This window comes from Streptomyces sp. CA-249302 (assembly GCF_050936785.1).
Taxonomy (GTDB): domain Bacteria; phylum Actinomycetota; class Actinomycetes; order Streptomycetales; family Streptomycetaceae; genus Streptomyces.
Genome location: NZ_JBNJMG010000001.1, coordinates 9,530,705 through 9,556,827 on the forward strand (window position 1 = coordinate 9,530,705; position 26,123 = coordinate 9,556,827).

A 26,123-nucleotide genomic window follows, 5' to 3' on the forward strand; every position below is an offset into this window, starting at 1 on the left:
ACAGTTGCGCAATGTAGCAATCATCGAAGCGGAAGGGGCGGGCGGGATGCTGCGCAACGGACTGGAACCCTGGCACCTGCTGATCGTGGCGATCGTCATCATCGTGCTGTTCGGCTCGCGGAAGCTGCCGGACACCGCTCGGGCGCTGGGCAAGTCCATGCGCATCCTCAAGAGCGAGGCGAAGGCCATGAAGGACGAGAACGCCACGGAGGCGACTCAGGGGCGCTGAGAGGGCTTGTCCCGTTCGACGACGGTGCCGGGGATCACCTTCCCGGCACCCGGCGCGTCCTGATCCTTGAGGGCCCTGGCCTCGCTCTTGAAGATCCGGGCCGCCCGGCCCGCCGAGCGGGTCAGCTCCGGGAGCTTCTTGAAGCCCAGGACGGCCACGACGACGAGCAGGATCAGGGCGAGTTCGCTCAAGCCGAACATCAGGTCTGCTTTCTCCCGGGAACCAGCGATCCACAAATGATCTACAGCGCTGTAGAAGTCTCTCCCGAGGTGTGATCGTTCGACAAGTACGTCAGTTGCTATATTGCGCAATCATCCAACCCGAGTGGTGCGCCGTCGCGCCGATGGTTGGCGTCGGCCACAGCGTAGGGAGTGGGAGTTGAGCGACCCCTGGGGCGAGACCCGCGGCCGTGCGACCACGCGGGATCGCCGGGCCGGAGTGCCACGTCAGCGCGAGACGGACGACGGACCGGGCCGCCCCGCGCCGGGCGGCCGGGCGGCGGCCCGGCAGGCCGCACGCTCCCAGGGGCGCCGGGCGGGCGGCCGCCGCGCCAAGCCGGTCGCGCGCCGCAAACGGATCGCCCGCATAGCCCTGTTCACCGTCTCCGCGCTGATCCTGGTCACCGCGGGCGGCGGCCTGTGGCTGTACGAGCACCTCAACGGCAACATCAAGAGCGTCGCGATCGACGACGGCGCCGGCGGCAAGGAGAAGGCCGACGCCTTCGGCCGGACCCCGATCAACATCCTGGTCATCGGCTCCGACGGCCGGAACAACGCCGCCGACTGCAAGCTGGGCGGCGGCTGCGGCTCGGCGACTTCGACCGTCGGGCACAACGCCGACGTCGAGATGGTGGTGCACGTCTCCGCCGACCGCTCCAACGCCACCGTGATGAGCGTGCCGCGCGACACCATGACCCAGGTCCCCGCCTGCACCGACCCGGACAGCAAGCAGTCGACGACCGGCTACTACGGCCAGATCAACAGCGCGCTCCAGTACGGCCCCGCCTGCCAGGTCAAGACCGTCCACCAGCTCACCGGCATCACCATCGACCACTTCGTGATGCTCGACTTCTCCGGGGTCGTGAAGATGTCCGACGCGGTGGGCGGCGTCTCGGTGTGCGTCAGCGACAACGTCTACGACACCTACTCGCACCTCAAGCTGTCCAAGGGCACCCACACCCTCAAGGGCGACGCGGCGCTGGAGTTCGTCCGCTCCCGGCACGGCTTCGGCGACGGCAGCGACCTGGGCCGCACCGTCTCCCAGCACCTCTTCCTCAGCGCCATGATCCGCAAGTTCAAGAGCGCGGGCACCCTCGCCGACCCCGCCAAGGTCTACTCCCTCGCCGACGCGGCCACCAAGGCACTGACCGTGGACACCGGCCTGGGCAGCGTCAGCAAACTCGTCGACCTCGCGACCGACCTGAACAAGGTGCCGTCGAAGCGGATGACGTTCACCACGATGCAGACCGGCGCCGACCCCACCAACGCCAACCGGGTCGTCCCCGCGGCCGCCGCCAAGGCGTTGTTCGCCGCCATCGCGGGCGACCAGTCGCTCAGTTCGGGCAGCGGCAAGAAGTCCTCCGCGTCCCCGTCCGCGTCCGCTACGGCGACCGTCGCACCCTCCACGGTCGACGTCCAGGTCGAGAACGGCACCACGACCGGCGGCCGCGCCTCGGCCGTCGCCGACGCCCTGCTCGCCAAGGGCTTCGGCTCGGGCACCACGTCCGGCAACGCCCCGCGGCAGGCGACGACCACCGAGCTCACCTACGGCCCAGGCGAGAAGGCCGAGGCCCAGACGGCGGCCGCCGCCCTCGGTCTGCCTGCCTCCCACCTCACCCAGGGCAGCAGCAGCGGGCTCACCCTCGTCATCGGCTCCGACTGGCCGAGCGGTACGACCTTCGGCTCCTCCGGTACCTCCTCGGCCGCGCCCGCCGACACCCACGCGGCCGTCTCCGACGCCCATGCGCAGACCGCCGACAAGGCCAAGACCTGCGCGAAGGTCAGCCCGTACAAGACCGTGCAGATCAACGGCGTGGCGATGACCCCGGCCCAGGCGTACGCGGCGGCGAGCACCAAGAAGGGCTCGGCGCCCTAGGAACTCCCCGCACCCCATGGGTGGCCAAGGACCAATGAAGAGATGAATGAGTCTTCATGTGTTCCTGTATGGTGAGCCGGTGCTCTCGACGCTCACCCCACCCCTCGCCGACCCCTCCGCACCCGCCGGAGGCGCCCGCGCGCCCCGCCGCCGCACCCGGATGCGCGCGCTGCCCGAGGTGCGCTGGGCCGCCGCGGCCACCGCCTGCTTCCTGCCGGCGCTGCCGCTGCACCTGACCGGTCAGCCGGCCTGGCTCTGGGGACCGCTGTACGCACTCGCGTACGTCACCGGGGGCTGGGAGCCGGGCTGGGAGGGCCTGAAGGCGCTGGCCGGCCGCACTCTCGACGTCGACCTCCTGATGGTCGTCGCCGCGCTCGGCGCCGCCGCCATCGGGCAGGTCATGGACGGCGCCCTGCTGATCGTCATCTTCGCGACCTCGGGTGCCCTGGAGGCGCTGGCCACGGCACGTACCGCCGACTCGGTACGCGGCCTGCTCGACCTGGCCCCGGCCACGGCGAGCCGACCGGCCCCGGACGGCTCCGAACAGGCCGTGCCGGTCGAGGAGTTGGCGGTCGGCGACACGATTCTCGTACGGCCGGGTGAGCGCGTCGGCGCCGACGGGCGGGTGCTGGACGGGGCGAGCGAGGTCGACCAGGCGACCATCACCGGCGAGCCGCTGCCCGTCGCCAAGGAGCCCGGCGACGAGGTGTTCGCGGGGACCGTCAACGGCACGGGCGCGCTGCGCGTCCGCGTCGAACGGGACGCCTCCGACTCGGTGATCGCCCGGATCGTCCGCATGGTCGAGGAGGCCTCGGAGACCAAGGCGCCCACGCAGCTGTTCGTCGAGAAGGTCGAACAGCGTTACTCACTGGGCATGGTGGCGGCGACGCTCGCCGTGTTCCTGGTGCCGCTGGTGTTCGGCGAGGAGCTGACGGCCTCGCTGCTACGGGCGATGACCTTCATGATCGTGGCCTCACCCTGCGCCGTCGTGCTGGCCACCATGCCCCCGCTCCTGTCGGCCATCGCCAACGCCGGCCGGCACGGCGTGCTGGTCAAGTCGGCGGTGGTGATGGAGCGGCTCGGCCAGGTCGACGCGGTGGCCCTGGACAAGACCGGCACCCTGACGGAGGGCGTGCCGAGAGTGACGGATGTACGACCGCTGCCCGGATCCGGCCTGGGGGAGCGGGAGTTGACGATGCTCGCGGCGGCGGCCGAGCACCCCAGCGAGCATCCGCTGGCACGGGCCCTGGTGACGGCGGCCCGGGAGCGGGGGCTACCCCTGCCGCCGGCCCGGGACTTCGAGTCCACACCGGGCATGGGAGTGACGGCCACGGTCGACGGACTGCGGGTGACGGTCGGCGCGCCGGGCCGGCTCCTCGGTGACGATGTGATGGGAGGCGCGCGAACGGCCGCCGGACCGGGCGGACTTGGCGAAGGCGAGGATGCCGGACCTGCCCAATCGGTCGACGCCAACGCCCGGCTCCTCGACGGCGTCGATGTCGGCGCCGCGCAAGCGGCCGCCACCCCCGGCGACGTCCTCGGGGTCCCGGCCGACCCCGCCGCGGCCCACGCCGCCGCCCTCGCCGCCGAGTTGGAGGAGTCCGGTCGTACTGCCGTCCTCGTCGTCGTCGACGGTGCCCCCGTCGGACTCCTGGGCCTGGCCGACCGGTTGCGCCCGGATGCCGCCGCCACCGTCGCTTCTCTGGCGGCGTTGACCGGTCGTACCCCTGTACTGCTGACCGGCGACAACCCGCGCGCCGCCGAACACCTCGCCGCCGAGGCCGGGATCGAGGACGTCGGGGCCGGGCTGCTGCCCCAGGACAAGGTGGGCGCCGTGACGGCGCTGGAGCGTGCGGGGCGAAAGGTCATGGTCGTCGGGGACGGCGTGAACGACGCCCCGGCCCTCGCCGCCGCCCACACCGGCGTCGCCATGGGCCGCGCGGGCTCCGACCTGGCGCTGGAGACCGCCGACGCGGTGATCGTCCGCGACGAGCTCGCCACCGTGCCCGCCGTGATCGCCCTCTCCCGCCGCGCCCGGCGCCTGGTCGTGCAGAACCTCGTGCTCGCCGGGGTGTTCATCGCCGGCCTCGTCGCCTGGGACCTCGCCGGCACTCTGCCCCTGCCGCTCGGCGTCGCCGGACACGAGGGTTCGACGGTCCTCGTCGGCCTCAACGGGCTGCGGCTGCTGCGGGAGGCGGCCTGGACCCGCGCGGCGCACCTCGGACCGTAAAGAGGCAGCTCAGCCCCGCGTCCGCACCCGCGCCGCAGGCCCCGGCCGCACCGTGACCTCCCGCGGCGAGAGCGCGGCATGCTCCTCGGCGCACTCGACCACGACCCGCACCGGTGCGCCGCAGTCGCTGTGCCGGATGTCCAGGACCGGACCCTCGGGATCGCCGGCGTACGCCTCCCCCCACTGCCGCAGCGCCACGATGACCGGCCACAGATCGCGGCCCTTGGGGGTGAGGCGGTACTCGTAGCGGGTCCGGCTGCCGTGCTCCTGATAGGGGACCGTCCGCAGGATCCCGGCCGCGACCAGCTTCCGCAGCCGGTCGGCGAGGACGGCCTCGGAGAGCCCCACATGGCGGCGGAAGTCGTCGAAGCGACGCACGCCGTTGAAGGCGTCGCGCAGGAGCAGCAGCGTCCACTTCTCGCCGACCAGTTCGAGGGCGCGCTGGACCGTGCAGTTCTCGGTGCTCATCTCGAGCCACTTCATGCCGCCATGGTAGGGAAGGGGCCTGGCTTTGTCATTGACAGTCAGCTTCGTCCAAGGCTAGCTTCGTAAAAAATAGCCAGGGAGTACCTCAGGGAGTGATGCAGGCGCATGGAACGGTCTCGTACGTACGAGTGGGACGACCCCGGCATCTCGGCGGCCGCCGTCGGGCAGGGCTCCGGCCTGCACTTCCTCCGGGAGATCGTCGCCGGCCGACTGCCCGCCCCGCCGATCGCCGCCACCCTGGGCATGGCGCTGCAGGAGGTGGACCACGGCCACGCGGTGTTCTCCCTGGAACCCGGTGAGGAGCACTACAACCCCATCGGCAGCGTCCACGGCGGGATCTACGCGACGATGCTCGACTCGGCGACCGGCTGCGCGGTCCAGTCGATCCTGCCGCAGGGCATGGGCTACACCTCGCTCGACCTCACCGTGAAGTTCCTGCGCCCGATCACGGCCGATACGGGCAAGGTCCGCGCCGTCGGCAGCGTCCTCAACAGCGGCAGGCGTACGGCATTGGCCGAGGCGAAGCTGTTCGACCCGGCCGACCGCCTCCTCGCGCACGCCACCAGCAGCTGCATGCTGTTCCCGGTGCCGGCCTCCTGACGGTCGACTGCCGTTCGGCTCAGTCCGGTTGCCGCCGGTCGTCCATGCCGGCCATCAGGGCCTGGTGGCTACGGCGGACATGCTCGCGCATCACCCGCTCCGCGCCGTCGCCGTCCTTGGCGAGGATCAGGTCGAGGACGCGGTGGTGCTCGTGGTCGGACTCGCTGAGGCGGCCCGGCTGGGCGAGGGACGTCCGCACCAGGCGCGCGTACGCCAGCTGGTTCATGAGCGTGCGGTAGTGCGCCTCCAGCTTGGAGTTGTCGGCGCCGACGACGAGCAGGTCGTGGAACTCGTGCACCAGCTTCGCGTACCGCTCGGCGTCCCCGGCCCGCACCGCCTCGTCGGCCTCGCGCATGTTGTCGGCCAGCCGCTCCACCTCGGGCACGTTCCCCCGGAACGCCAGCAGCCGGGCCGCCGCGCCCTCCAGCAGCTCCTTCATCTGGAACAGCTCGGTGATCTCCCGCCGCGACGGTACGGCGACGAAGGTGCCGACCCTCGGCCGCACCTCCACCAGGCCCTCGATCTGCAACTGCTTGAGGGCCTCGCGGATGGGGGTGCGGCTGACGCCGAAGGTCTCCGACAGCGCCATCTCGGACAGGCTGGAACGCGGCGCCAGCTCGCCGCTGATGATCATCTGGCGCAGCTCTTCGGCGACCCTGGCCTGCATGCTGGTCTGCACCAGCGGCTTCCGCGCTCGTCCCGTGGGTTCTTGCATGGTACGTGAACGTAATGCGCGGGCCCGACCGGCGTCAACACTCACCGGCGTCTCCGCCTGCCATGCAAGGCAGCTCATGACCGCAGGACGAACGGGTCGCCGACCGGTTCCTCGCTGGTGTTCACCCACACGCTCTTGAGCCGCGTGTACTCCCGGATGACCTCCGTGCCGTGCTCGACGCCCGTGCCGCTGTTGCCGAAGCCGGAGCGCGGCGACATCGGCGACATCGACCGGTACGTGTTGGCCCAGACCGTGCCCGCCTCCAGGCGCGCCGCCATACGGTGGACGCGGTTGACGTCCCGGGTCCACACGCCCGCGGCCAGGCCGTACACCGAGTCGTTGGCGATGGCGAGGGCCTCCTCCTCCGACGCGAACGGCATGACCGTGGCCACCGGCCCGAAGATCTCCTCCTGGCAGATGCGCATCGAGTTGTCCGTGCCGGTGAAGACGGTGGGGGAGTAGAAGAAGCCGTCGAGACCGGTGTCCGGGCGGGCACCGCCCACCACCACCTTGCCGCCCTCCGACAAGCCCAGGTCCACGTACGACTCGACCTTCACCAACTGGTCCGCCAGGGCGAGCGGGCCCAGCTCGGTCGTCTCCTCCAGCGGGTCCCCGATACGGATGGTCGCGGCGCGGGCCGTCACCCGCTCCAGGACCTCCTCGTAGACGTCCTGATGCACGAGTACGCGGCTGCCCGCCACGCAGGTCTGGCCCGCGGCGGCGAAGATGCCGGCGATCACACCCATGGAGGCGGAGGCGAGGTCGGCGTCCGGGAAGACGATGTTGGGGGACTTGCCGCCGAGTTCGAGGGTGCAGCGGACGAAGCGGTCGGCGCAGGTCCGGGCGATACGGCGGCCGGTCTCGGTGGAGCCGGTGAAGGTCACCTTGGCGACGTGGGGGTGCTCGGTGAGGGGGCCTCCGGCGGTTGCGCCGAATCCGGTGACGACGTTGACGACGCCTGGGGGGAAGCCGGCCTCTTCGAAGAGGGGGGCGAGGGCGAGGAGGGAGGCCGAGGTGTGTTCGGACGGCTTGACCACCACGGTGTTGCCCGCCGCGAGGGCGGGGGCGAGTTTGGTGGCGGTGAGGAGGAGGGGGGAGTTCCAGGGGGTGATCGCGCCTACGACTCCGACCGGTTCACGGAGGGTGTAGTTGAGGAGGTCGCGGCTCGGGCCGGGGATGACCTCGCCGTGGATCTTGTCGGCGAGGCCGGCGTAGTAGTGGAAGTACTCGGGGAGGCCCGCGAGTTGGGCGCGCATCTCGCGGAGGAGTTTGCCGTTGTCGAGGGTCTCGGTGCGGGCGAGTTCTTCTGCGTGTTCGCCGATGAGGTCGGCGAGGTTGCGCAGGAGGCGGCCTCGCCTGGTCTGGCTGAGGTCGCGCCAGCTGGGGTCTTCGAAGGCGGTGCGGGCTGCTTTGACCGCGCGGTCTATGTCTTCGGCGGAGCCGTTTGCTGCCTCGTACCAGGGTTGGCCGGTGGTGGGGTTGACGCTTTCGAAGTACTCGCCGGAGGTGGGGGCTGTCCATTCGCCGGCTATGTAGTGCTGGTGGCGGGGGAGGGGGGTCATGACGGTAGCTCCTCGGCTGCGGGTCGTGTGTGGTTGCTCGCGCGCACGCGGCGGTAGCCGCATATCGAAACAGCCCCGCGCCCCTAATGGGGCGCTTTCAGCACCGCTTCTATCAGCTGCTCGGGGCGTTCCAGGGGGAGTAGGTGGCGTGTTCCCGGCACTATCAGAGCTCGGGCGTTGGGGATCCGGTCCGCCAGAAGCTTGGTCATCGCCGGGGTCGAACCCGGGTCGTCCTCGCCCGTCATCACCAGCGTCTGGGCCTTGATCTCCGGCAGGTGGGGCCACAGGTCCGCGTCGGCCGTGGCGAAGATCTCGTAGCAGGACAGGTACGACGTCCGGTCGTTGTCCAGCAGCGTCTCGAGGACCGACCACGCCAACTCGGGTTCCCGTGCCCGCCATTCCGGGGAGAACCAGCGCTCGACGGCCGCGTGTGCCGAGGCCGCGAAGTCGTCCCGGGCCCGGTCCCGGCGTCGTAGCACCGCGGTCCGCTCCTCCTGGGATCGTCCGGCGACCGAGCTGACCAGCGTGAGTGAAGACACCGACTCGGGCCGCTCGACGGCGAGTTGCTGGGCCACCAAGGCGCCCAGTGAGAAGCCCACCAGGTGTGCGGGACCCTCCAGGAGCGCCGAGACGTCGGCCGCCAGTTCCCGCAGGGACACCCCGGGCGCCGCGGCCGGCGAGGTGCCGTGGCCGCGCAGGTCGACGACAGTCACCCGGTGTCGTTCCGCCAGCGCGGGCAGGCAGCGCGACCACATGCTGCGGTCCAGCCCCACCCCGTGCAGCAGCACGAGGTCGGGGCCGGTGCCGTGGACCTCGTGGGCCAGGGACACTGCCTCGGTCATCGTTCCGTCGACAGCGGCGCCAGCCGGGCCTGCGGGCGTCCCTGGGCCGCCGCTGCCAGGCCGATGACGATCTCGTCGGCGCGGGGGCCGTCCGGGACACGGGCCTCGATCGTCTGGTGGTGGGAGCGGATCGTCGCGTCCGTGATGTGCTTCAGGGGGATGTCGAAGACCGTTCCGGCGGCCGCTCGCTTCTCCACGGCGGGGAGCAGGGTCGTCGCCTCGGCCGCCCTGCGGAAGTGGTCGCCGAACTTCAGCGTGTGGATCAGGGCCGAGCCGTGCTCGATCTCGCCGTCCAGGCCGACGATCGCCGCCTTGCCATAGGCCTCCACCGGTGCGCCGAGCGCCTCTACCACCCGCGGCGCCAGCAACTCGCCCAGCTTCGGGGCCACTTCGTCGATGCCGGGGAGCAGGTCGTCGACGAAGTCCCGGCCGGCCCACGGGTTCTCGATCACGGCGAGGACCACCGCCGTACGGGCCGGCGGGTCGACCGGGCGGCCGCCCTCGGTGTGGATGTCCTCCGTGAAGGTGATGATCTTTCGGACGTTCATCGGGCGCTCTCCAGCTTCTCCAGGTCGGCGAGACGTACGGCGGGGTCCGTACGGCGGTCTCCGATACGGGCGTTGGGGCGGGGGCCGGACGAGGCGGCGGCGATCACGACGAGCTCGTCGGGGCGGGGCGCGTCCGGGATCCGGATCTGCACCGTCTGGTAGTGCGAGCGGGTCGCGGCCGCCGTCTTGTGCCACAGCGGGACGGTGAGCGGCTCGCCGGCCGGCAGGCGGTCGTCGCTGAAGACGATGATCGACGTGCCCTCGGTCAACTCCCGCAGGACGTTGCCGAAGTACGGGGTGTGGATCAGTGCGCCGCCGTGCTCGATCTCGCCGTTCAGGCCCACGACCGCCGCCTTGCCGAAGGCCTCCACGCGGTCGACGCCGCCCAGTGTCTCGATCAGCCGACCGGTGAGGATCTGTGCCAACTCCGGTGCCACCGCCTCGACTTCGGGCTGGAGGTCGGCCACGAAACCGCGGCCCGCCCAGGGGTTGCGGACGACCGCGGCCGCCGCGACCCGGCGTACCGGAGTGGCCACCGGGCGGCCGAGCTCCAGCAGCACCTCGTCGACGACGGTCACGACCTTCCGGATGTCGCAGGAAGCGCGGCTCATGCGGTGAACTCCGGCATGACCTTCTCCGCGAACAGCTCCAGGCTGCGCATCGCCCTGCGATGCTCCAGGCCCGGGTGGGTGGTCCACAGGAGGAGGTGTTCGAGGCCGACCTCGTCGCGCAGTTCGGCGATCTTCTCGGCGACGTACTCGGGCGTGCCGACCAGCAGATTGCGGTCCATCAGGAAGTCGAAGGACAGCTCGTGCGCGTCGGTGAGCTCCTCGCCCGCCTCCATGAGGTTGGACAGGCCCCGCCAGTGCATGATCCAACGGTACGTCGTCATCAGCGCCTCCTCGAAGTCGGCGCGGGCCTGCTCCATGGTGTCGGCGACGTACACGTCCCGGACCAGGCCGATGCCCTCGCCGAGCGCGTACGGGTGGCCCTGGGCCTGGCTCGCCGTGGAGCGGTACAGCTCGAAGCGGTCCTTCAGGGCGGAGACCGGCGGGAGCCAGAACATGCCCTGTACGCCGTCCGCCGCTGCCGCCGCGATGGAGCGCGGGCTGTCGATGACCTGCCACAGGGGCGGGTGAGGGCGCTGCAACGGGAAGGGCGTGACCTGCATCTTCGTGATCACGCCGGCGGTCGTGTAGTCGTCCGTGGCGGGGGAGAGCGGGTGGTTCCACTTCACGCCGGGGGCCGGGAACTCGTAGAAGCGCCCCTTGTGGGAGAAGAACTCGCCGCTCCAGGCCTTGCGCAGGATCTCCAGCGTCTCGTCGTACAGCGCCCGGTTCTGCTCCTGGTCGCGCGGGTCGGCCGCCGCGTTCAGGTTGAGCGCCTCGCGGCCGTACAGACCGCGGCCGAGGCCGACCTCGACCCGGCCGCCGGAGAGCTGGTCGAGCATCGCGATGTCCTCGGCGAGGCGCAGCGGATGCCAGAACGTGGCGATGGAGGCCGCCTGGCCGATCCGGATGCGCTCCGTGCGGGCGGCGATGTCCGCGCCCATCAGGACCGGGTTCGGGGTGATCTCGATCGCCTCGTGGCCGAAGTGGTGCTCGGTGTACCAGGTGGACCAGAACCCGGCCCGATCCGCCGCGATCGCGAACTCGCGGGCCTCGTCCATGACTTGGGCGTACTCGCCGAGCCGTCCGGGCGCTCCGAGGTTGTGGAATATCGAGAACCGCATCCCGTGACCTTCCCTCTCGCTCTGTGCCATGGCAGTGAGGCTAGGAGTCCGTATCTGGGTCGTCAAGGGGTAACCGCATCGAAACAAGTCTGACCTGTGTATTTGATCGACGCTCCAGGAATCACCAGGCATTTCCGAGCGAGGTGTTGACACCGACCTACCCCCTCCCTACCGTCCTCTGCCATACAAGAGCTGACTGAGGGAAACGTCATGACCCACACTCTTGACCGCACCGCCGGCCCCGCCGACCGCACCGCCCGGATCCGCTCCGCGTGGCGCGCCGCCTGGGACCAGGGCCACGTCGAGGCCCTGGACGACCTGCTCAGCCCGACCTACGTCCGCCGCCGCGGGCCCGCGTCCACCGCGCAGGACCGCGACCAGCTCAAGGACTCCATCCGCGCCATGCGCGAGGCCTTCCCCGACCTGCGCACCGAGATCGACGACATCGTCGAGAACGGCGACCGGCTGGCGATCCGCTGGCGCAGCACCGGCCGGCACACCGGCGCCTTCCTGGGCGTGCCGCCCACCGGCCGGCCCGTCGAGGTGTCCGGCGCGACCTTCGCCCGCTTCGACGGGCCGGCGGTCGCCGAGGAGTGGGTCACCTTCGACTCCCGGCAGCTCCTGGAGGCGCTCGGGATCATCACCACCGCCAAGCAGGCGGCCGTGGACCCCGACCTCGTGCGCGGGGTGCACCGCAAGTTCATCACCGGTGTCACGGTGGTGACCACGGACGACGGCGGCACACCGCGCGGCCTCGCGGTCAACGCCTTCTCCAGCATCTCGCTCGACCCGCCGATGGTCCTGGTCTGCGTGCAGCACAGCTCCAGCACCCATCCGGCGCTGCACCGGGCGAGCCACCTCGGCATCAGCATCCTGGCCGCGGACCAGCTCGACGTGGCGAAGACCTTCGCCTCCAAGGGCGACGACAAGTTCGCGCAGGTCAGCTGGACACCGGGGGACTTCGGCGCCCCGCTGATCGACGGCTCCTGCGCCCAGCTGGAGGTGGAGATCGGCGAACGGCTCGAAGCCGGCAGCCACACCGTGTTCACCGGCCGGGTGGTCACCGCCCGCCACGACGACCTCGCCCCGCTGGTCTACAGCGGCGGCGGCTTCTTCGACATCTCGCACACGGCGCCGTTGCCGTGGTGACCCTCCCCGTCCCCAGGAGCACCGCATGACAGAAGGAACACCGGCGCCGGTCTACGGCAGCGCGGTCACCAAGGTCGAACCCTTCGGTGTCGACCACATCCCCGACAACGAGCGTCACGGCAAGCCGAGTTCGCAGTTCTTCGTCTGGTTCGCGGCCGGTCTCAACTTCCCGATCATCCTGCTCGGCTTCAGCGCGGCCTGGTTCGGGCTGAGCTTCGGGGCGGCCGTCGCCGCCATCGTCATCGGCGCGGCCGTGGGCTCGGTGCTGATGGCCGTGATGTCCAAGATGGGCGTACGGCTCGGAGTGCCGCAGCAGATCCAGGCCCGCGGCCCGCTCGGCTTCTTCGGCAACTTCCTGCCCGTGGCGTACATCAACGTGTTCGCCGGCGTCGGCTGGGCGGCGGTCACGGTCATCCTCGGCGGCAAGGCGTTCGCGGAGCTGACGCATCTGCCGTACTGGCTGTGCGGTGCCGTGCTGACCGCGATCGAGCTGGTGGTGTCGATCTACGGCTACAACATGATCAACTACCTCCAGAAGGTGCTGACCTACATCCTCACCCCGCTGTTCCTGATGATCACGGTGGTCGCGGTGGTGCGCGGCGGCAGCTTCTTCCACGCCGACCCGAAGGCGTCCGGATACATCGGCTCCACCGGCGGCTGGATCACCTTCGGCGGCTGGTTCCTGTCCTTCCTGGTGGCCTGGGCGCCCTTCGCCTCGGACTACTCCCGCTATCTGCCCGACACCCCGGACATCGTCGGCCGCACCGCCTGGTACACCGGCCTCGGCAACTTCGTCACCATCGCCTGGCTGGGCATCCTCGGCGTGGTCGTCGGCGGCAGCGCGAGCAGCTCCGACTCGATCACCGCCCTGCACGAACTGGCCGGCCCCTTCGCGATCCCCGCCCTGCTCGCCGTCGGCCTGTCCGCCCTCGCACAGAACTTCCTCAACGTCTACGGCGGCGCCATCTCCGTACAGACCCTGAAGATCCCGGTCTCCCGCTCCCAGGCGGTCACCGTCATCTGTCTGCTCGCCTACGCGATCAGCCTGTGGGGCGAGTCGGGCACGGAGGCCAAGTTCAAGGTCTTCCTCAACCTGACCGCGTACTTCATCGCCCCCTTCGCTGCCGTTCTCCTCCTCGACTTCTACCTGGGCGGCCGCTCCGACCCGTCCCGCATCGCCGAGCTCTACGACCGGCGCCGGGTCCTCGACTGGGGCTTCGTCGCCTGGGCCGGGGGCGTGGCCGCCTCGGTGCCGTTCTGGCAGTCCAGCTTCTACACCGGACCGTTCTCGAAGGCCTTCCCGGGCGCGGGCGACCTGAGCATGTTCGTCGCGGCCGGCGCGGGAGCGGTGCTGTATCTGCTGACGTACCGCCTCAAGCCCCTTTGGATACGAGAGTCATCGGCGGACCGGGCCGCCGACGAGCCGTCGGTGGCCGTCTCCTGACGGTACATCAGAGTTGTGTCGGGGCCGGACGCCCGCTGGTGTCCGGCCCTTCGGCTTACCCGGAGCTTCCCGCACGGAAATCCCCCCGTAACGCATGCCGTGTCTACTGGTGTGCAACAGTGATTCATGTCAGTGGACACCTCTCGGGAGGCCCCCATGACGACCGACCTGGCCGAGCTGGTCCGGGCCGACGGCATCGAGTTCGTCCTCGCCGTCTTCGTCGACCTGACCGGCAAGCCGTGCGCCAAGCTCGTACCGGCCCAGGCCGTCGAGGAACTCCGGGACGAGGGCGTCGGGTTCGCCGGGTACGCGGCCGGCGCGCTCGGCCAGCAGCCCAGCGACCCGGACGTCATCGCCCGGCCGGACGCCCGTTCGTACACACCGCTCCCGTTCGTCAAACCCGGCCTCGCCCTCGTGCACTGCGACCCGTACGTGGAGGGCGAGCCCTGGCCGTACGCCCCGCGCGTGATCCTGCGACGGCTGCTGGAGCGGGCCGCGGACCGGGGGCTCTCGCTCTCCGTCGGCGCCGAGGTCGAGTACTTCCTGGTCAACCGGGACGAGCACGGTGTGCTCCGCGTCGCCGACGCCAAGGACACGGCTGCTCAACCCTGTTACGACGCCCGCGGGCTGACCCGGATGTACGACCACCTCACCGCCGTCTCCAGCGCCATGAACTCCCTCGGCTGGGGCAACTACGCCAACGACCACGAGGACGGCAACGGCCAGTTCGAGCAGAACTTCCAGCACGCCGACGCCCTCACCACCGCCGACCGGGTCATCACCATGCGGTACCTGGTGTCGGTCCTCGCCGAACAGCGCGGCATGACCGCCACGTTCATGCCGAAGCCGTTCACCGACCGCACCGGCACCGGCATGCACATGCACATGTCGCTCTGGCGCGGCGCGGAACCCGCCTTCCCCGACGCCACCGACCAGCGCGGCCTCGGCCTCTCCCCGCTCGCCTACTCCTTCGTCGCCGGGATCGTCGAGCACGCGCGTGCGCTACAGGCCGTGATCGCGCCGACGGTCAACTCCTACAAGCGCACCGGCGCCGTCTCCACCCGCTCCGGCGCCACCTGGTCGCCGCGTATCGCGAGTTACGGCGGCAACGACCGCACCCACTTCGTCCGCGTCCCCGACGGCAACCGCATCGAACTGCGCGGCGGGGACGGCGCCGCCAACCCCTACCTCGCCGCGGCCGCCGCCCTCGCCGCCGGTCTCGACGGCATCGAACGCGGCCTCGACCCGGGCGAACCCGGCGCCGCCGGCAAGGGCCCGGAACTCCCGCCGACCCTGCTCCACGCGGTCGAGGCACTCCAGGCCGACGACGTGATCAGCGGCGCCCTGGACGCGGTCGGCACCGGAGTGAGCGGCTACTTCGCCGACCTCAAACGCGAGGAGTTCTTCGACTGGCACGCCACGGTCGGCCCCTGGGAGCTCGACCGCTATCTGACCGCATTCTGAAGGGACTTGGGATGTGCGGAATCGTGGGGCTGCATCTGCGCGAGCCCTCACTGGAACCACGGCTCGGTGAACTGCTCACCGCGATGCTCGGACAGGTCGTGGAGCGCGGGCCCGACTCCGCGGGGGTCGCGGTCTACGGCGACCCGCGCCTGTCACCGCCGGGACGCGAGGTCGTCTCGCTGCTCGGGGTCACCCCGGCCGAGGCGGAGGCGGCGCTGCCCGGCGCGGTGGCGGTCGCGGCGGACGCGACGACGGTCGTCCACGCGGACACCGGCCTGCTCGCCGCGGTGGCCGAAGCGCTGCCCCACGCCACCGTCATCGGCTCCGGCACCGACATGGCCGTACTCAAAGGGACCGGAAACCCGGTGCGGTTGGCGGAGTCCTTCGGACTCGCCTCCGTCACCGGCCGGCAGGGCGTCGGACACACCCGGATGGCCACCGAGTCGGCCGTGACGCCCGAGGGCGCCCACCCCTTCTCGGTCGGCCCCGGTCAGTGCCTCGTGCACAACGGCTCCTTCGCCAACCACGCCACCATCCGCCGCGAACTGCGCGCCCAGGGCGTCGAGTTCGACAGCGAGAACGACTCCGAGGTCGGCGCGCGTTTCATCGCGCACCAACTGGCGCAGGGAGCCGACCTGGAGAAGGCGCTGCGACTGCTCTGCGAGCGCTTCGACGGCTTCTACACGCTGCTGGTGTCCACCAACGACTCCTTCGCGGTCGTCCGGGACGCCATCGCCTGCAAGCCGGCGCTGGTCGCGGAGACCCGGGAGTGGGTGGCGATGGCCTCCGAGTACCGGGCGCTGGACGTCCTGCCGGGCATCGAGAACGCCCGCATCTTCGAACCCGAGCCGGAAGAGGTGTACGTATGGCGACGCTGATCGACCTTGCCGAGACGCCGGTACGGGAGCTGAACCAGGCCCTGCACCAGCCGACGTCCACCGCCTGGCGCGTCCTCAACCCGCGCGGGGCGCACGCCGTGGCCTGCGGGATCCGGGAGGACCTCGCCGTGGACGTCGAGGGGCACGTCGGCTACTACTGCGCCGGCATGAACCAGCGCGCCACGGTGACCGTACACGGCAACGCGGGCACCGGGGTCGCCGAGAACATGATGTCCGGCACGGTACGGGTGCGCGGCAACGCCTCCCAGTCGGCCGGCGCGACCGCCCACGGGGGCCTGTTGGTGATCGACGGCGACGCGTCGGCGCGGTGCGGGATCTCCATGAAGGGGGTCGACATCGTCGTCGGCGGAAACGTCGGCCACATGAGCGCGTTCATGGGTCAGGCCGGGCGGCTGGTCGTGTGCGGCGACGCGGGGGACGCCCTCGGTGACTCCCTCTACGAGGCCCGCATCTACGTCCGCGGCACGGTCAAGTCCCTCGGCGCGGACTGCGTGGAGAAGGAGATGCGCCCCGAACACCTCGCCGAGCTGGCCGAGTTGCTGAAGGCGGCCGAGCGGGACGAGGACCCGGTGGACTTCCGCCGCTACGGCTCGGCCCGCGAGCTGTACCACTTCAAGGTCGACAACACGACTGCGTACTGAGGGAGTTGTAAAGACCATGGAACCCGCATCCCACGGCCTGCGCGAGTCGTCGACCTTCGACCGTGCCACCATCCACGCCATCCAGCGCGCCGCCGAGACCGGCATCTACGACATCCGCGGCTGGGGCGCCAAGCGCCGGCTCCCGCACTTCGACGACCTGTTGCTGCTCGGCGCCTCCATGTCCCGCTACCCGCTGGAGGGTTACCGCGAGCGCTGCGACACCGACGTCGTCCTCGGCACCCGGCACGCCAAGCACCCCCTGCGGCTCGCCACCCCCGTCACCATCGCCGGCATGAGCTTCGGCGCCCTCTCCGCCCAGGCCAAGGAGGCGCTCGGCCGGGGTGCCAGCGAGGTCGGGACCTCCACCACCACCGGCGACGGCGGGATGACCCCCGAGGAGCGCGGCCACTCCAAGCACCTCGTCTACCAGTACCTCCCGTCCCGCTACGGCATGAACCCCGACGACCTGCGCAAGGCCGACGCCATCGAGGTCGTCCTCGGCCAGGGCGCCAAGCCCGGCGGCGGGGGCATGCTGCTCGGGCAGAAGATCACCGAACGGGTCGCCGGCATGCGCACCCTCCCCGTCGGCATCGACCAGCGCAGCGCCTGCCGCCACCCCGACTGGACCGGCCCCGACGACCTCGCCATCAAGATCCTGGAGCTGCGGGAGATCACGGACTGGGAGAAGCCGATCTATGTGAAGGTCGGCGCGACCCGCACGTACTACGACGTGAAGCTGGCCGTGCACGCCGGTGCCGATGTCGTGGTCGTCGACGGCATGCAGGGCGGTACGGCCGCCACCCAGGATGTCTTCATCGAGCACGTCGGGATCCCGACCCTGGCCGCGCTGCCCCAAGCCGTGCGGGCGCTCCAGGAGTTGGGGGTGCACCGGGAGGTCCAGCTGGTCGTCTCCGGCGGAATCCGCGGCGGCGCCGACATGGCCAAGGCGCTGGCCCTGGGCGCGGACGCGGTCGCCATCGGCACGGCGGCGCTGATCGCCCTCGGCGACAACCACCCCAAGTACGACGCCGAGTACCGCCGACTGGGCTCCGCGGCGGGCTACTTCGACGACTACCAGGACGGTCGCGACCCGGCCGGTATCTCCACCCAGGACGAGGAACTCGCCGCCCGCCTCGACCCGGTGGAGGCCGGGCGCCGCCTCGCGAACTACCTGCGCGTGATGACCATGGAGGCCCAGACCCTGGCCCGGGCCTGCGGAAAGGCGCACCTGCTGCACCTGGAGCCGGAGGACCTGGTCGCCCTTACCATCGAGTCGGCGGCCATGGCCCGCGTCCCCCTCGCGGGCACCAACTGGATCCCCGGGGAGGGCCTGTGATCGCAGTCGTGGGTGCCGGACTGATGGGCGCGGCCACCGCCTGGCAACTGGCCCGTCAGGGCCACGAGGTCACGCTGATCGAGGCGTACGGGATCGGCCACAAGCACGGCAGCTCGCACGGCAGTTCACGGATCTTCCGGCGGGTGTACGGCGAGAAGCTCTACGTCGACCTGACCGGGCAGGCCCACGAGCTGTGGCGTGAGCTGGAGCACGACAGCTCGACTCCCTTGCTGCGTACGGTCGGTGGGCTCGACTTCGGGGCGGGGCGCGACCCGAAGGGCTTGTCCGAAGTGCTGGGCGAGGCCGGGGTGACCTGTGAACTCCTGGGCGCCGAGGCCGCGTCGGAGCGCTGGCCGTACATCACCTTCGACGGACCGGTCCTGTACCAACCGGACGCGGGAGTGATCGATGCCGACCGGACGGTCGCGGCGTGTGTGCGGCGGGCCGTCGACCATGGGGCGGACGCGTGGACCGGCGTCCGCGTCACCGGCTTCGACGTCGGCGAGAAGGTGCTGCTGCGCACCGACGACGGCCGCGAACTCACCGCCGACACGGTGGTGGTCGCCGCCGGAGCCTGGCTGCCCGAGCTCGGGCTCCCGGTATCGCTGCCAGAGCTGGAGGTGACCCAGCAGCAGGTCTTCCACTTCCGGCAGCGGGAGCCGTCCGTCCAGTGGCCGACCCTGGTCTTCAAGGAGGGGGCCCTCCAGGCGTACGGCCTGCCGTCCGGCAGCGACGGCGGCCCACTGCCCGCCGTCAAGGTCGCCGAGCACGGCGAGGGCACCCCCACCACGGCCAGTACCCGGACGGGCCGCGTCGACCCGGCCTCGCGCACCCGCGTGAGCGACTTCGTCCGGGACCGCCTCCCGGGCCTCGACCCCGCCCCGGTCGCGGAGGCGACCTGCCTCTACACCACCGCCCCGAACGACGACTTCGTACTGGACCGGCACGGCCCCCTCGTCATCGTCTCCCCGTGCTCCGGCCAGGGCGCCAAGTTCACCCCCCTCATCGGTGCGATGGCCGCAGACCTCGCCACCGGCCGCGCCGAGCCCCGTGAGCCCTTCCGGCTGAAACGCCCGGCATAGGATGCGTCGGTGACCGAGCAGCACACAGCGGACGACGACAAGGCCCTGGAGCGGATCATCGCCGTCCGGGCCCGCGAGTACCGGCAGGCGGCCGGGCTCTCGGTCGGCGAGATGGCACAGCGCGTCGGCATCTCCAAGGCCATGCTGTCGAAGATCGAGAACGCCCAGACCGCGTGCAGCCTCACCACGCTCTCCCGGCTCGCCCGCGGCCTGGACGTCCCGGTCACCGCCCTCTTCCGGGGCATGGACGACGAACGCGAGGCGGTCTTCGTGCCCGCCGGCCACGGCGCGCGGATCGTGCGGCGCGGCACCAAGGTGGGCCACGAGTACGCCCAGCTCGGCTCGCTCCGGGGCGCCCACAAGCGGATGGACGCCCTCCTGGTCACCCTCACCGAGTCCAGCGAGGTCTTCCCGCTCTTCCAGCACGCCGGCACCGAGATCATCTACATGCTGGAGGGCGAGATGGTCTACGGCCACGGCAAGTCCAGCTACACCCTGCGCCCGGGCGATGCCCTCCAGTTCGACGGCGAGGCCCCGCACGGCCCGGAGACCCTGATCGAACTCCCCATCCGCTTCCTCACGGTGACGTCCTTCGGGGACAGCCCGCACCACTGAAACCCGGCCTTAATCGGCCATGGAAGTGTCCTGTAACGCACCTTCGGTCTACTGCGGTGAAACACCGTTTCCCTGGGTTGGACCTCTCTTCGGAGTGTGCGCATGGACACCGGAAGTACCGCTTGGATGCTCGCGAGCACGGCACTCGTCTGTCTGATGGTGCCGGGCCTCGCCCTCTTCTACGGCGGCATGGTCGCCGCCAAGAGCGTCCTCAACATGATCATGATGACCTTCGGCTCCGTCGCCCTCGTCGGCTGCATCTGGGTCGTCTACGGCTTCTCCGCCTCCTTCGGCGACTCGATCGGCGGCGCCGGAATCCTCGGTGACGTGACCGAGTTCTTCGGTATGAGCGGCGTGATGAAGGACGACCCCAAGGCGGTCATCCCGCTGTCCGTCTTCGCCGCCTTCCAGGCCCTGTTCGCGGCCCTCACCGCCGCCCTGATCTGCGGCGCGATCTCCGACCGCATCAAGTTCGGCGCCTGGATGACCTTCACCGGAATCTGGGTGACCCTGGTCTATCTGCCGGTCGCCCACTGGGTGTTCGCCTTCGACGGCAAGGGTGTCGTGGGCGGCTGGATCGTCAACAAGCTCGGCGCCATCGACTTCGCGGGCGGTACGGCCGTCCACATCAACTCCGGCGCGGCGGCCCTCGCGGTCATCCTGGTCCTCGGCAAGCGCATCGGCTGGAAGAAGGAGGGTGGCGCGGAGCGCCCCCACAACCTCCCCCTGGTGATGCTCGGCGCCGGCCTGCTCTGGTTCGGCTGGTTCGGCTTCAACGGCGGCTCCGCGCTCACCTCGTCCAACGCGGCCTCCGTCGTCGTACTGAACACCTTCACCGCCACCTGCTCCGCGATGCTCGGCTGGCTCGTGGTGGAGAAGGTCCGCGACGGCCACGCGACCAGCCTCGGCGCCGCGTCCGGCGCGATCGCCGGCCTGGTGGCCATCACCCCCTCCTGCGGCGCGGTCTCCCCGCTGGGCGCCCTCGCCCTCGGCGCGATCGGCGGCGCGGTCTGCGCCCTGGCCGTCGGCCTGAAGTACAAGCTGGGTTACGACGACTCGCTCGACGTCGTCGGCATCCACCTGGTCGGCGGTATCACCGGCACCCTGCTCGTGGGCGTGCTGGCCACCGCCGACGCGCCCAACGGCGTGGACGGCCTCCTCTACGGCGGCGGGCTCGGCCTGCTCGGCAAGCAGGCCGTGGGTGCCTTCGCCGTCCTCCTGTACTCGTTCGGCGTCACCTGGGTCATCGCGAAGGTCCTCGACCGGACCATGGGTCTGCGGGTCCGCCCCGAGGTCGAGGCGGGCGGCGTCGACGTGCACCTGCACGCCGAGAGCGCCTACGACCTCGCCCACCCCGCGGGCCCCGAAGCGGCACCCGCGCCCGTCGCCGCCGGATAGGGAAGTAGCCCCTCCGCCACCCAGCCATTGCGGGTCCGTGGCAGGCGTCCGAGTCTGGAGCAGTGCCCGGCGACGAGGAGGCGGCGATGGTGGCGGACAGCGGTGCGACGGGCGCCGAACAGCAACGGCTCGCGGAAGCCGACGCGGCCCGGGCGGACTGGCGGCGCTGGGGCCCCTACCTCAGCGAACGCCAGTGGGGGACCGTCCGGGAGGACTACAGCGCGAACGGCGACGCCTGGTCGTACTTCACCCACGACCAGGCCCGCTCCCGCGCCTACCGGTGGGGCGAGGACGGCATCGCCGGCGTCAGCGACGACAAGCAGCGGCTCTGCTTCTCGCTGGCTCTGTGGAACGGCCGCGACCCGATCCTCAAGGAGCGGATGTTCGGCCTGACCAACCAGGAGGGCAACCACGGCGAGGACGTCAAGGAGTACTACTTCCACCTCGACTGCACGCCCACCCACTCCTACATGAAGTACCTCTACAAGTACCCGCAGGGCGAGTTCCCCTACGCCGACCTCGTGGACACCAACCGGGCCCGCACCCGACGCGACTTCGAGTACGAGCTCCTCGACACCGGCATCTTCGACGAGGACCGCTACTTCGACGTCTTCGTCGAGTACGCCAAGGCCGGCCCCGAGGACCTCCTCATCGAGATCACCGCACACAACCGCGGCCCCGATCCGGCGACCCTGCACCTGCTGCCGACCCTCTGGTTCCGGCACACCTGGTCCTGGGCCGGCGGCACCGCCGTACCGAGCCTCACCAAAACGCCGGACGCCGTCCGCGCCGACCACGAGGAACTCGGCCCGCGCTGGCTGTACTGCGACACCGACGCCCCCGCCCTCTTCACCGAGAACGACACCGACAACGAGCGCATCTTCGGCAGCCCGAACCCCACCCCGTACGTCAAGGACGGCATCGACCGCTGCGTGGTCCACGGCGACACCGCGGCCGTCAACCCCGCGCAGACCGGCACCAAGGCGTCCCTGCACGACACCAGGACCGTCCCGGCGGGTGAGAGCGTGACCGTCCGGCTCAGGCTCAGCGACACCGAACTCGCCGACCCCTGGGGCGAGTTCGGCGCGACGATGGACGTCCGCCGCACCGAGGCCGACGAGTTCTTCGAGGCCGTCGTCCCGGACGGCATGGGCGAGGACGAGCGCCGGGTCGTCCGGCAGGCGCTCGCCGGGATGCTGTGGAGCAAGCAGTACTACCACCTCGACGTCGAGCGCTGGCTCGCCGAGCACGGCGTCGACCCCCTCGCCGCCGACCCCGGCATCCGCAACAGCGCCTGGTACCACATGGTCAACGACGAGATCATGTCGATGCCGGACACCTGGGAGTACCCCTGGTTCGCGGCCTGGGACCTCGCCTTCCACACCATCGCCCTCGCGATGGTCGACATCGGCTTCGCCAAGTCCCAGCTGGAGCTGCTGCTGCGCCGCCTGTACCTGCATCCCAACGGCCAGATCCCGGCGTACGAATGGAACTTCGGCGACGTCAACCCGCCCGTGCACGCCTGGGCCACCCTCTTCGTCTACGAGCTGGAGAAGCACCGCACCGGCCACGCCGACCGGGCCTTCCTGGAGAACGCCTTCCAGAAGCTGACGAAGAACTTCACCTGGTGGCTCAACCGCAAGGACGTCGACGGCAACAACGTCTTCCAGGGCGGCTTCCTCGGCCTCGACAACATCGGCGTCTTCGACCGCAGCGCCCCGCTGCCCACCGGCGGCCACATCGACCAGGCCGACGGCACCGCGTGGATGGCGCTGTACTGCCAGAACCTCCTCGACATCGCCGTCGAACTCGCCGTCGACAACCCGGTGTACATCGAGCAGGCGCAGATGCTCTTCGAGCACTTCGCGTGGATCGCGGTCGCGATGAACCGCATGGGCAAGGACAACGCCAGCCTCTGGGACGAGGAGGACGGCTTCTTCTACGACGTCCTGCGGCTGCCCGACGGCAGCGCGGCCCGGCTCAAGGTGCGGTCGATGGTCGGCCTGATACCGCTGGCGGCGACCAGCGTGATCGGCGGCCGGGCGGACCGCAGCTTCCCCGAACTCGCGGAGGGTGCAAGGGAGTTCATCAGGCGACACCCGGCCGTCGAGGCGGTCGTCACCCAGCACCTCAACGCCGACCCGACGCACGACGGCCGCTACCTGTTCGCCCTGTTCGGCGAGGACCGGCTGCGCCGCGTCCTGGCCCGCATGCTCGACGAGGAGGAGTTCCTCGGCCCGCACGGCATCCGCTCCCTCTCCCGCCACCACGCGGCCCACCCGTACACCTTCGAGGTGCACGGCGAGACGTACGGCGTCGGCTATCTGCCCGCCGAGTCCGACTCCGGCATGTTCGGCGGCAACTCCAACTGGCGCGGCCCGGTGTGGTTCCCGATGAACCTGCTCCTGATCCGCGCCCTGCTGAACCTGCACGGCTACCACGGCCCCGACTTCACCGTGGAGTGCCCCACCGGCTCGGGACGGCACCTGAACCTCTACGAGGTCGCCCGCGAGATCTCCGACCGGCTCACCGCCACCTTCCTGACCGGGGAGGACGGCCACCGCCCGGTGCACGGGGCGCAGCCCAAGTTCGCCAAGGACCCGCACTGGAAGGACCTGATCCTCTTCTACGAGTACTTCCACGGCGACAACGGCGCCGGCCTCGGCGCCTCCCACCAGACCGGCTGGACGGGCCTGGTGGCGGCCACCGCGACCGTGTTCCACACCATCAGCGCCGACGACTGGCATCGCGGCGGCCGGGACTCGCTGCGGCCCGCCACCGACCGGCAGCCGGTGGCCGACGAGCACTTCACGGTCGATGAGCAGGAGCCCTTCTCATGACGGTGATCTACGAGATCAACACCCTGGTCTGGCTGGGGGAGTTGAGCGGGCGATACGGCCGCCGGGTGACCCTCGGTGACATCCCCGGCGAGGTCTGGGACGAGGTCGCCCGGCCCGGCATCGACACGGTCTGGCTGATGGGCGTCTGGGAGCGCAGCCCCGCCGGACTCGAAATCGCCCTGCGCAACGAGGAGTTGCTCGCCTCCTTCCGCGCCGCCCTGCCCGACCTCACCGAGGCGGACATCGCCGGATCGCCGTACTGCGTACGGAACTACGTGGTCGACGCCACCCTCGGCGGACCGGACGGCCTGGCCGAGGCACGGGCCCGACTCGCCGCGCGCGGCCTGCGGTTGATCCTCGACTACGTCCCCAACCACGTGGCCCCCGACCACCCCTGGCTCACCGACCACCCCGACCGCCTGATCCAGGGCGACCAGGACGACCTGGCACGCTCACCGGCGGCCTTCGTCGAGGTCGGCGGACGGGTCTTCGCCAACGGCCGCGACCCGTACTTCGCCCCCTGGCCGGACGTCGTCCAGCTCAACGCCTTCGACGACGACCTGCGCACCGCGGCCGTGGACACCCTCGTCGCCATCGGCGACCAGGCCGACGGCGTGCGCTGCGACATGGCGATGCTGCTGATGAACGACGTGTTCGCCAAGACCTGGGGCGACCGGGCGGGTCCGCCGCCCGCCGAGGAGTTCTGGCCGTTCGTGATCCCCCGCGTCCGCGAACGCCACCCCGGCCTCCTCTTCGTCGCGGAGGCCTACTGGGACCTCGAATGGGCCCTCCAGCACCAGGGCTTCGACCACTGCTACGACAAGCGCCTCTACGACCGCCTCCTGCACGAGGACGCCGACTCGACCCGCGCCCACCTCCGGGCCGACCTCGCCTACCAGCGCGGCCTGGTCCGCTTCCTGGAGAACCACGACGAACCCCGCGCCGCCGCCACCCTCCCCGGCGACCGGGAGTGCGCAGCTGCCGTCACCATCGCCACCCTGCCCGGCGCCACCCTCTGGCACGAAGGCCAGTTCGAGGGCCGCAAGGTCCGCCCACCGGTCTTCCTCGCCCGCCGCCCCCAGGAACCTGCCGACAAACAACTCCGCGTGTTCTACGAGCAGTTGCTCCCGGCCGCCGCCACCGTGCGCGACGGCGACTGGCACCTGCTCGCCACCTCCGGCTGGCCGGACAACGACACCCACCGGGGCCTGCTCGCCTGGAGCTGGACCGGCACCGACACCCGCCACGTGGTGATCGTCAACGACTCCGACACCCCGGCCCAGGGACAGATCCCGCTGCCCTGGCCCGACCTCGCCGGACGCCCCCACCGCCTCACCGACCTGCTCACCGACCGGACGTACGACCGCGACGGCGACACCCTGCTCACGCCCGGCCTCTACGTCGACCTGCCGGCCCGGCAGTCCCACGTACTGACCCTGACCTGAAAGACGGCCGTGGTAGACAGCGACCATGACCTACGCACAGACGGCCGGCGGCCCCCGATGACCGCCGGCGCCGACACCCCGGACCGCCGCGGCCGCACCGGCCTGGACCGCACCGGCCTCGACCTGACCGGCAACCCCCGAGTGAAGGTGCGGGAGGTGAAGCTCCTCTCCAGCCACTGGTACGTGGAGCGCGCCACCACCTTCGACCTCCAGCAGGCCGACGGCACCTGGTCCACCCAGCAGCGCGAGACGCACGACCGCGGCAACGGCGCGACCATGCTCCTCTACGACGCCGAACGCGCAACCGTGCTGCTCACCCGCCAGTTCCGCTACCCGGTCTACGTCAACGGCCACCCCGACGGCATGCTGATCGAGACGCCCGGCGGACTCCTCGACGACGATGACGAGCACCCCGAACTCGCCGTGCGGCGCGAGGTGGTGGAGGAGACCGGGCACACCATCGGCGAGGTCCACCACGTCTTCGACGTCTACATGAGCCCCGGCTCCGTCACCGAACGGGTCAGCTTCTACGCCGCCGCCTACGGGCCCTCGACCCGCACCCACGAGGGCGGCGGCCTGGACGAGGAGGGCGAGGACATCGAGATCGTCGAACTGCCCTTCCGCCGGGCCCTGGAGATGGTCCGGACCGGGGAGATCAACGACGCCAAGACCATCATGCTGCTCCAGTGGGCCGCCCTGGAGGGACCCTTCGCGAGGGGTTGACTTGGAGCGCGCTTCAGGATGAAGACTCCCGTTCGTGCCCGGAAAACCC

General features: G+C 70.7%; 24 protein-coding genes. 16 read left to right on the forward strand and 8 right to left on the reverse strand.

What is annotated here, in order from left to right; all coding sequences use genetic code 11:
- The first annotated feature begins 46 nt into the window (after window positions 1-46).
- Window positions 47-229: a Sec-independent protein translocase subunit TatA gene (tatA, locus tag ACQEWB_RS42935; RefSeq protein WP_432841119.1), complete on the forward strand. Its 183-nt coding sequence runs from the start codon at window positions 47-49 to the stop codon at window positions 227-229.
- On the opposite strand, the gene ACQEWB_RS42940 is transcribed toward tatA, so the two are convergent.
- Window positions 217-429, reverse strand: coding sequence for a twin-arginine translocase TatA/TatE family subunit (locus ACQEWB_RS42940; protein ID WP_432841121.1), 213 nt, complete (start codon window positions 427-429; stop codon window positions 217-219). The genes tatA and ACQEWB_RS42940 overlap by 13 nt on opposite strands.
- 178 nt (window positions 430-607) lie before the next feature.
- Here ACQEWB_RS42940 and ACQEWB_RS42945 point away from each other — a divergent pair, with 178 nt between their 5' ends.
- Complete coding sequence (locus ACQEWB_RS42945; RefSeq protein WP_432841123.1) at window positions 608-2,323, forward strand: LCP family protein; 1,716 nt, start codon at window positions 608-610, stop codon at window positions 2,321-2,323.
- A gap of 46 nt (window positions 2,324-2,369) precedes the next feature.
- Window positions 2,370-4,553 carry a heavy metal translocating P-type ATPase gene (locus tag ACQEWB_RS42950; RefSeq protein ID WP_432841125.1) on the forward strand — a complete coding sequence of 728 codons (2,184 nt, stop codon included), beginning with the start codon at window positions 2,370-2,372 and terminating at the stop codon, window positions 4,551-4,553.
- Between the two features lie 9 nt (window positions 4,554-4,562).
- On the opposite strand, the gene ACQEWB_RS42955 is transcribed toward ACQEWB_RS42950, so the two are convergent.
- Window positions 4,563-5,036, reverse strand: coding sequence for a winged helix-turn-helix transcriptional regulator (locus tag ACQEWB_RS42955; RefSeq protein ID WP_432841127.1), 474 nt, complete (start codon window positions 5,034-5,036; stop codon window positions 4,563-4,565).
- A 108-nt stretch (window positions 5,037-5,144) separates the two neighbouring features.
- Between ACQEWB_RS42955 and ACQEWB_RS42960 the strand changes: the two genes are divergently transcribed.
- On the forward strand, window positions 5,145-5,639 hold the full coding sequence (locus ACQEWB_RS42960) for a PaaI family thioesterase (protein WP_432841129.1): 495 nt from the start codon (window positions 5,145-5,147) through the stop codon (window positions 5,637-5,639).
- A 19-nt stretch (window positions 5,640-5,658) separates the two neighbouring features.
- On the opposite strand, the gene ACQEWB_RS42965 is transcribed toward ACQEWB_RS42960, so the two are convergent.
- The 6 genes from ACQEWB_RS42965 to ACQEWB_RS42990 form a co-directional block, all read right to left on the reverse strand.
- Window positions 5,659-6,354, reverse strand: a complete 696-nt coding sequence (locus ACQEWB_RS42965; RefSeq protein ID WP_432841131.1) for a GntR family transcriptional regulator — start codon at window positions 6,352-6,354, stop codon at window positions 5,659-5,661.
- A gap of 74 nt (window positions 6,355-6,428) precedes the next feature.
- Window positions 6,429-7,916: an aldehyde dehydrogenase gene (locus ACQEWB_RS42970; RefSeq protein ID WP_432841133.1), complete on the reverse strand. Its 1,488-nt coding sequence runs from the start codon at window positions 7,914-7,916 to the stop codon at window positions 6,429-6,431.
- 83 nt (window positions 7,917-7,999) lie between these two features.
- The gene (locus ACQEWB_RS42975; RefSeq protein WP_432841135.1) at window positions 8,000-8,758 is read right to left on the reverse strand and encodes an alpha/beta fold hydrolase; all 759 of its coding nucleotides are present in this window, start codon (window positions 8,756-8,758) and stop codon (window positions 8,000-8,002) included.
- Window positions 8,755-9,306, reverse strand: a complete 552-nt coding sequence (locus ACQEWB_RS42980) for an amino acid synthesis family protein (protein WP_432841137.1) — start codon at window positions 9,304-9,306, stop codon at window positions 8,755-8,757. Before ACQEWB_RS42980 ends, ACQEWB_RS42975 begins: the two co-directional genes overlap by 4 nt.
- A complete protein-coding gene (locus tag ACQEWB_RS42985; protein WP_432841139.1) occupies window positions 9,303-9,917 on the reverse strand; it encodes an amino acid synthesis family protein in 615 nt (204 codons plus the stop codon). Before ACQEWB_RS42985 ends, ACQEWB_RS42980 begins: the two co-directional genes overlap by 4 nt.
- Complete coding sequence (locus ACQEWB_RS42990; RefSeq protein WP_432841141.1) at window positions 9,914-11,068, reverse strand: LLM class flavin-dependent oxidoreductase; 1,155 nt, start codon at window positions 11,066-11,068, stop codon at window positions 9,914-9,916. The genes ACQEWB_RS42985 and ACQEWB_RS42990 overlap by 4 nt, the downstream gene beginning before the upstream one ends.
- 180 nt (window positions 11,069-11,248) lie before the next feature.
- On the opposite strand from ACQEWB_RS42990, the gene ACQEWB_RS42995 reads away from it, so the two are divergent.
- The 12 genes from ACQEWB_RS42995 to ACQEWB_RS43050 all read left to right on the forward strand — a co-directional run bounded on the left by ACQEWB_RS42995 (window position 11,249) and on the right by ACQEWB_RS43050 (window position 26,074).
- Window positions 11,249-12,187 (forward strand): flavin reductase, encoded by a 939-nt coding sequence (locus ACQEWB_RS42995; protein WP_432841143.1) that lies wholly within the window; start codon window positions 11,249-11,251, stop codon window positions 12,185-12,187.
- Between the two features lie 25 nt (window positions 12,188-12,212).
- Window positions 12,213-13,631, forward strand: a complete 1,419-nt coding sequence (locus tag ACQEWB_RS43000) for a purine-cytosine permease family protein (RefSeq protein WP_432841145.1) — start codon at window positions 12,213-12,215, stop codon at window positions 13,629-13,631.
- 156 nt (window positions 13,632-13,787) lie between these two features.
- Window positions 13,788-15,095: a type III glutamate--ammonia ligase gene (gene glnT / locus ACQEWB_RS43005; RefSeq protein ID WP_432841147.1), complete on the forward strand. Its 1,308-nt coding sequence runs from the start codon at window positions 13,788-13,790 to the stop codon at window positions 15,093-15,095.
- Between the two features lie 11 nt (window positions 15,096-15,106).
- The gene (locus ACQEWB_RS43010; protein WP_432841149.1) at window positions 15,107-15,973 is read left to right on the forward strand and encodes a class II glutamine amidotransferase; all 867 of its coding nucleotides are present in this window, start codon (window positions 15,107-15,109) and stop codon (window positions 15,971-15,973) included.
- Window positions 15,961-16,635: a glutamate synthase gene (locus ACQEWB_RS43015; protein WP_432841151.1), complete on the forward strand. Its 675-nt coding sequence runs from the start codon at window positions 15,961-15,963 to the stop codon at window positions 16,633-16,635. Before ACQEWB_RS43010 ends, ACQEWB_RS43015 begins: the two co-directional genes overlap by 13 nt.
- Window positions 16,636-16,651: 16 nt before the next feature.
- Window positions 16,652-17,971, forward strand: a complete 1,320-nt coding sequence (locus ACQEWB_RS43020; protein WP_432841153.1) for an FMN-binding glutamate synthase family protein — start codon at window positions 16,652-16,654, stop codon at window positions 17,969-17,971.
- Window positions 17,968-19,053, forward strand: coding sequence for an FAD-dependent oxidoreductase (locus tag ACQEWB_RS43025; RefSeq protein ID WP_432841155.1), 1,086 nt, complete (start codon window positions 17,968-17,970; stop codon window positions 19,051-19,053). Before ACQEWB_RS43020 ends, ACQEWB_RS43025 begins: the two co-directional genes overlap by 4 nt.
- Window positions 19,054-19,062: 9 nt before the next feature.
- Window positions 19,063-19,668: a helix-turn-helix domain-containing protein gene (locus ACQEWB_RS43030; protein ID WP_432841157.1), complete on the forward strand. Its 606-nt coding sequence runs from the start codon at window positions 19,063-19,065 to the stop codon at window positions 19,666-19,668.
- A 102-nt stretch (window positions 19,669-19,770) separates the two neighbouring features.
- A complete protein-coding gene (locus ACQEWB_RS43035) occupies window positions 19,771-21,066 on the forward strand; it encodes an ammonium transporter (RefSeq protein WP_432841159.1) in 1,296 nt (431 codons plus the stop codon).
- An 86-nt stretch (window positions 21,067-21,152) separates the two neighbouring features.
- On the forward strand, window positions 21,153-23,906 hold the full coding sequence (locus ACQEWB_RS43040; protein WP_432844317.1) for an MGH1-like glycoside hydrolase domain-containing protein: 2,754 nt from the start codon (window positions 21,153-21,155) through the stop codon (window positions 23,904-23,906).
- Window positions 23,903-25,351: an alpha-amylase family glycosyl hydrolase gene (locus ACQEWB_RS43045; RefSeq protein WP_432841161.1), complete on the forward strand. Its 1,449-nt coding sequence runs from the start codon at window positions 23,903-23,905 to the stop codon at window positions 25,349-25,351. The genes ACQEWB_RS43040 and ACQEWB_RS43045 overlap by 4 nt, the downstream gene beginning before the upstream one ends.
- A gap of 57 nt (window positions 25,352-25,408) precedes the next feature.
- The gene (locus ACQEWB_RS43050; RefSeq protein ID WP_432841163.1) at window positions 25,409-26,074 is read left to right on the forward strand and encodes an NUDIX domain-containing protein; all 666 of its coding nucleotides are present in this window, start codon (window positions 25,409-25,411) and stop codon (window positions 26,072-26,074) included.
- Window positions 26,075-26,123: the final 49 nt, after the last annotated feature.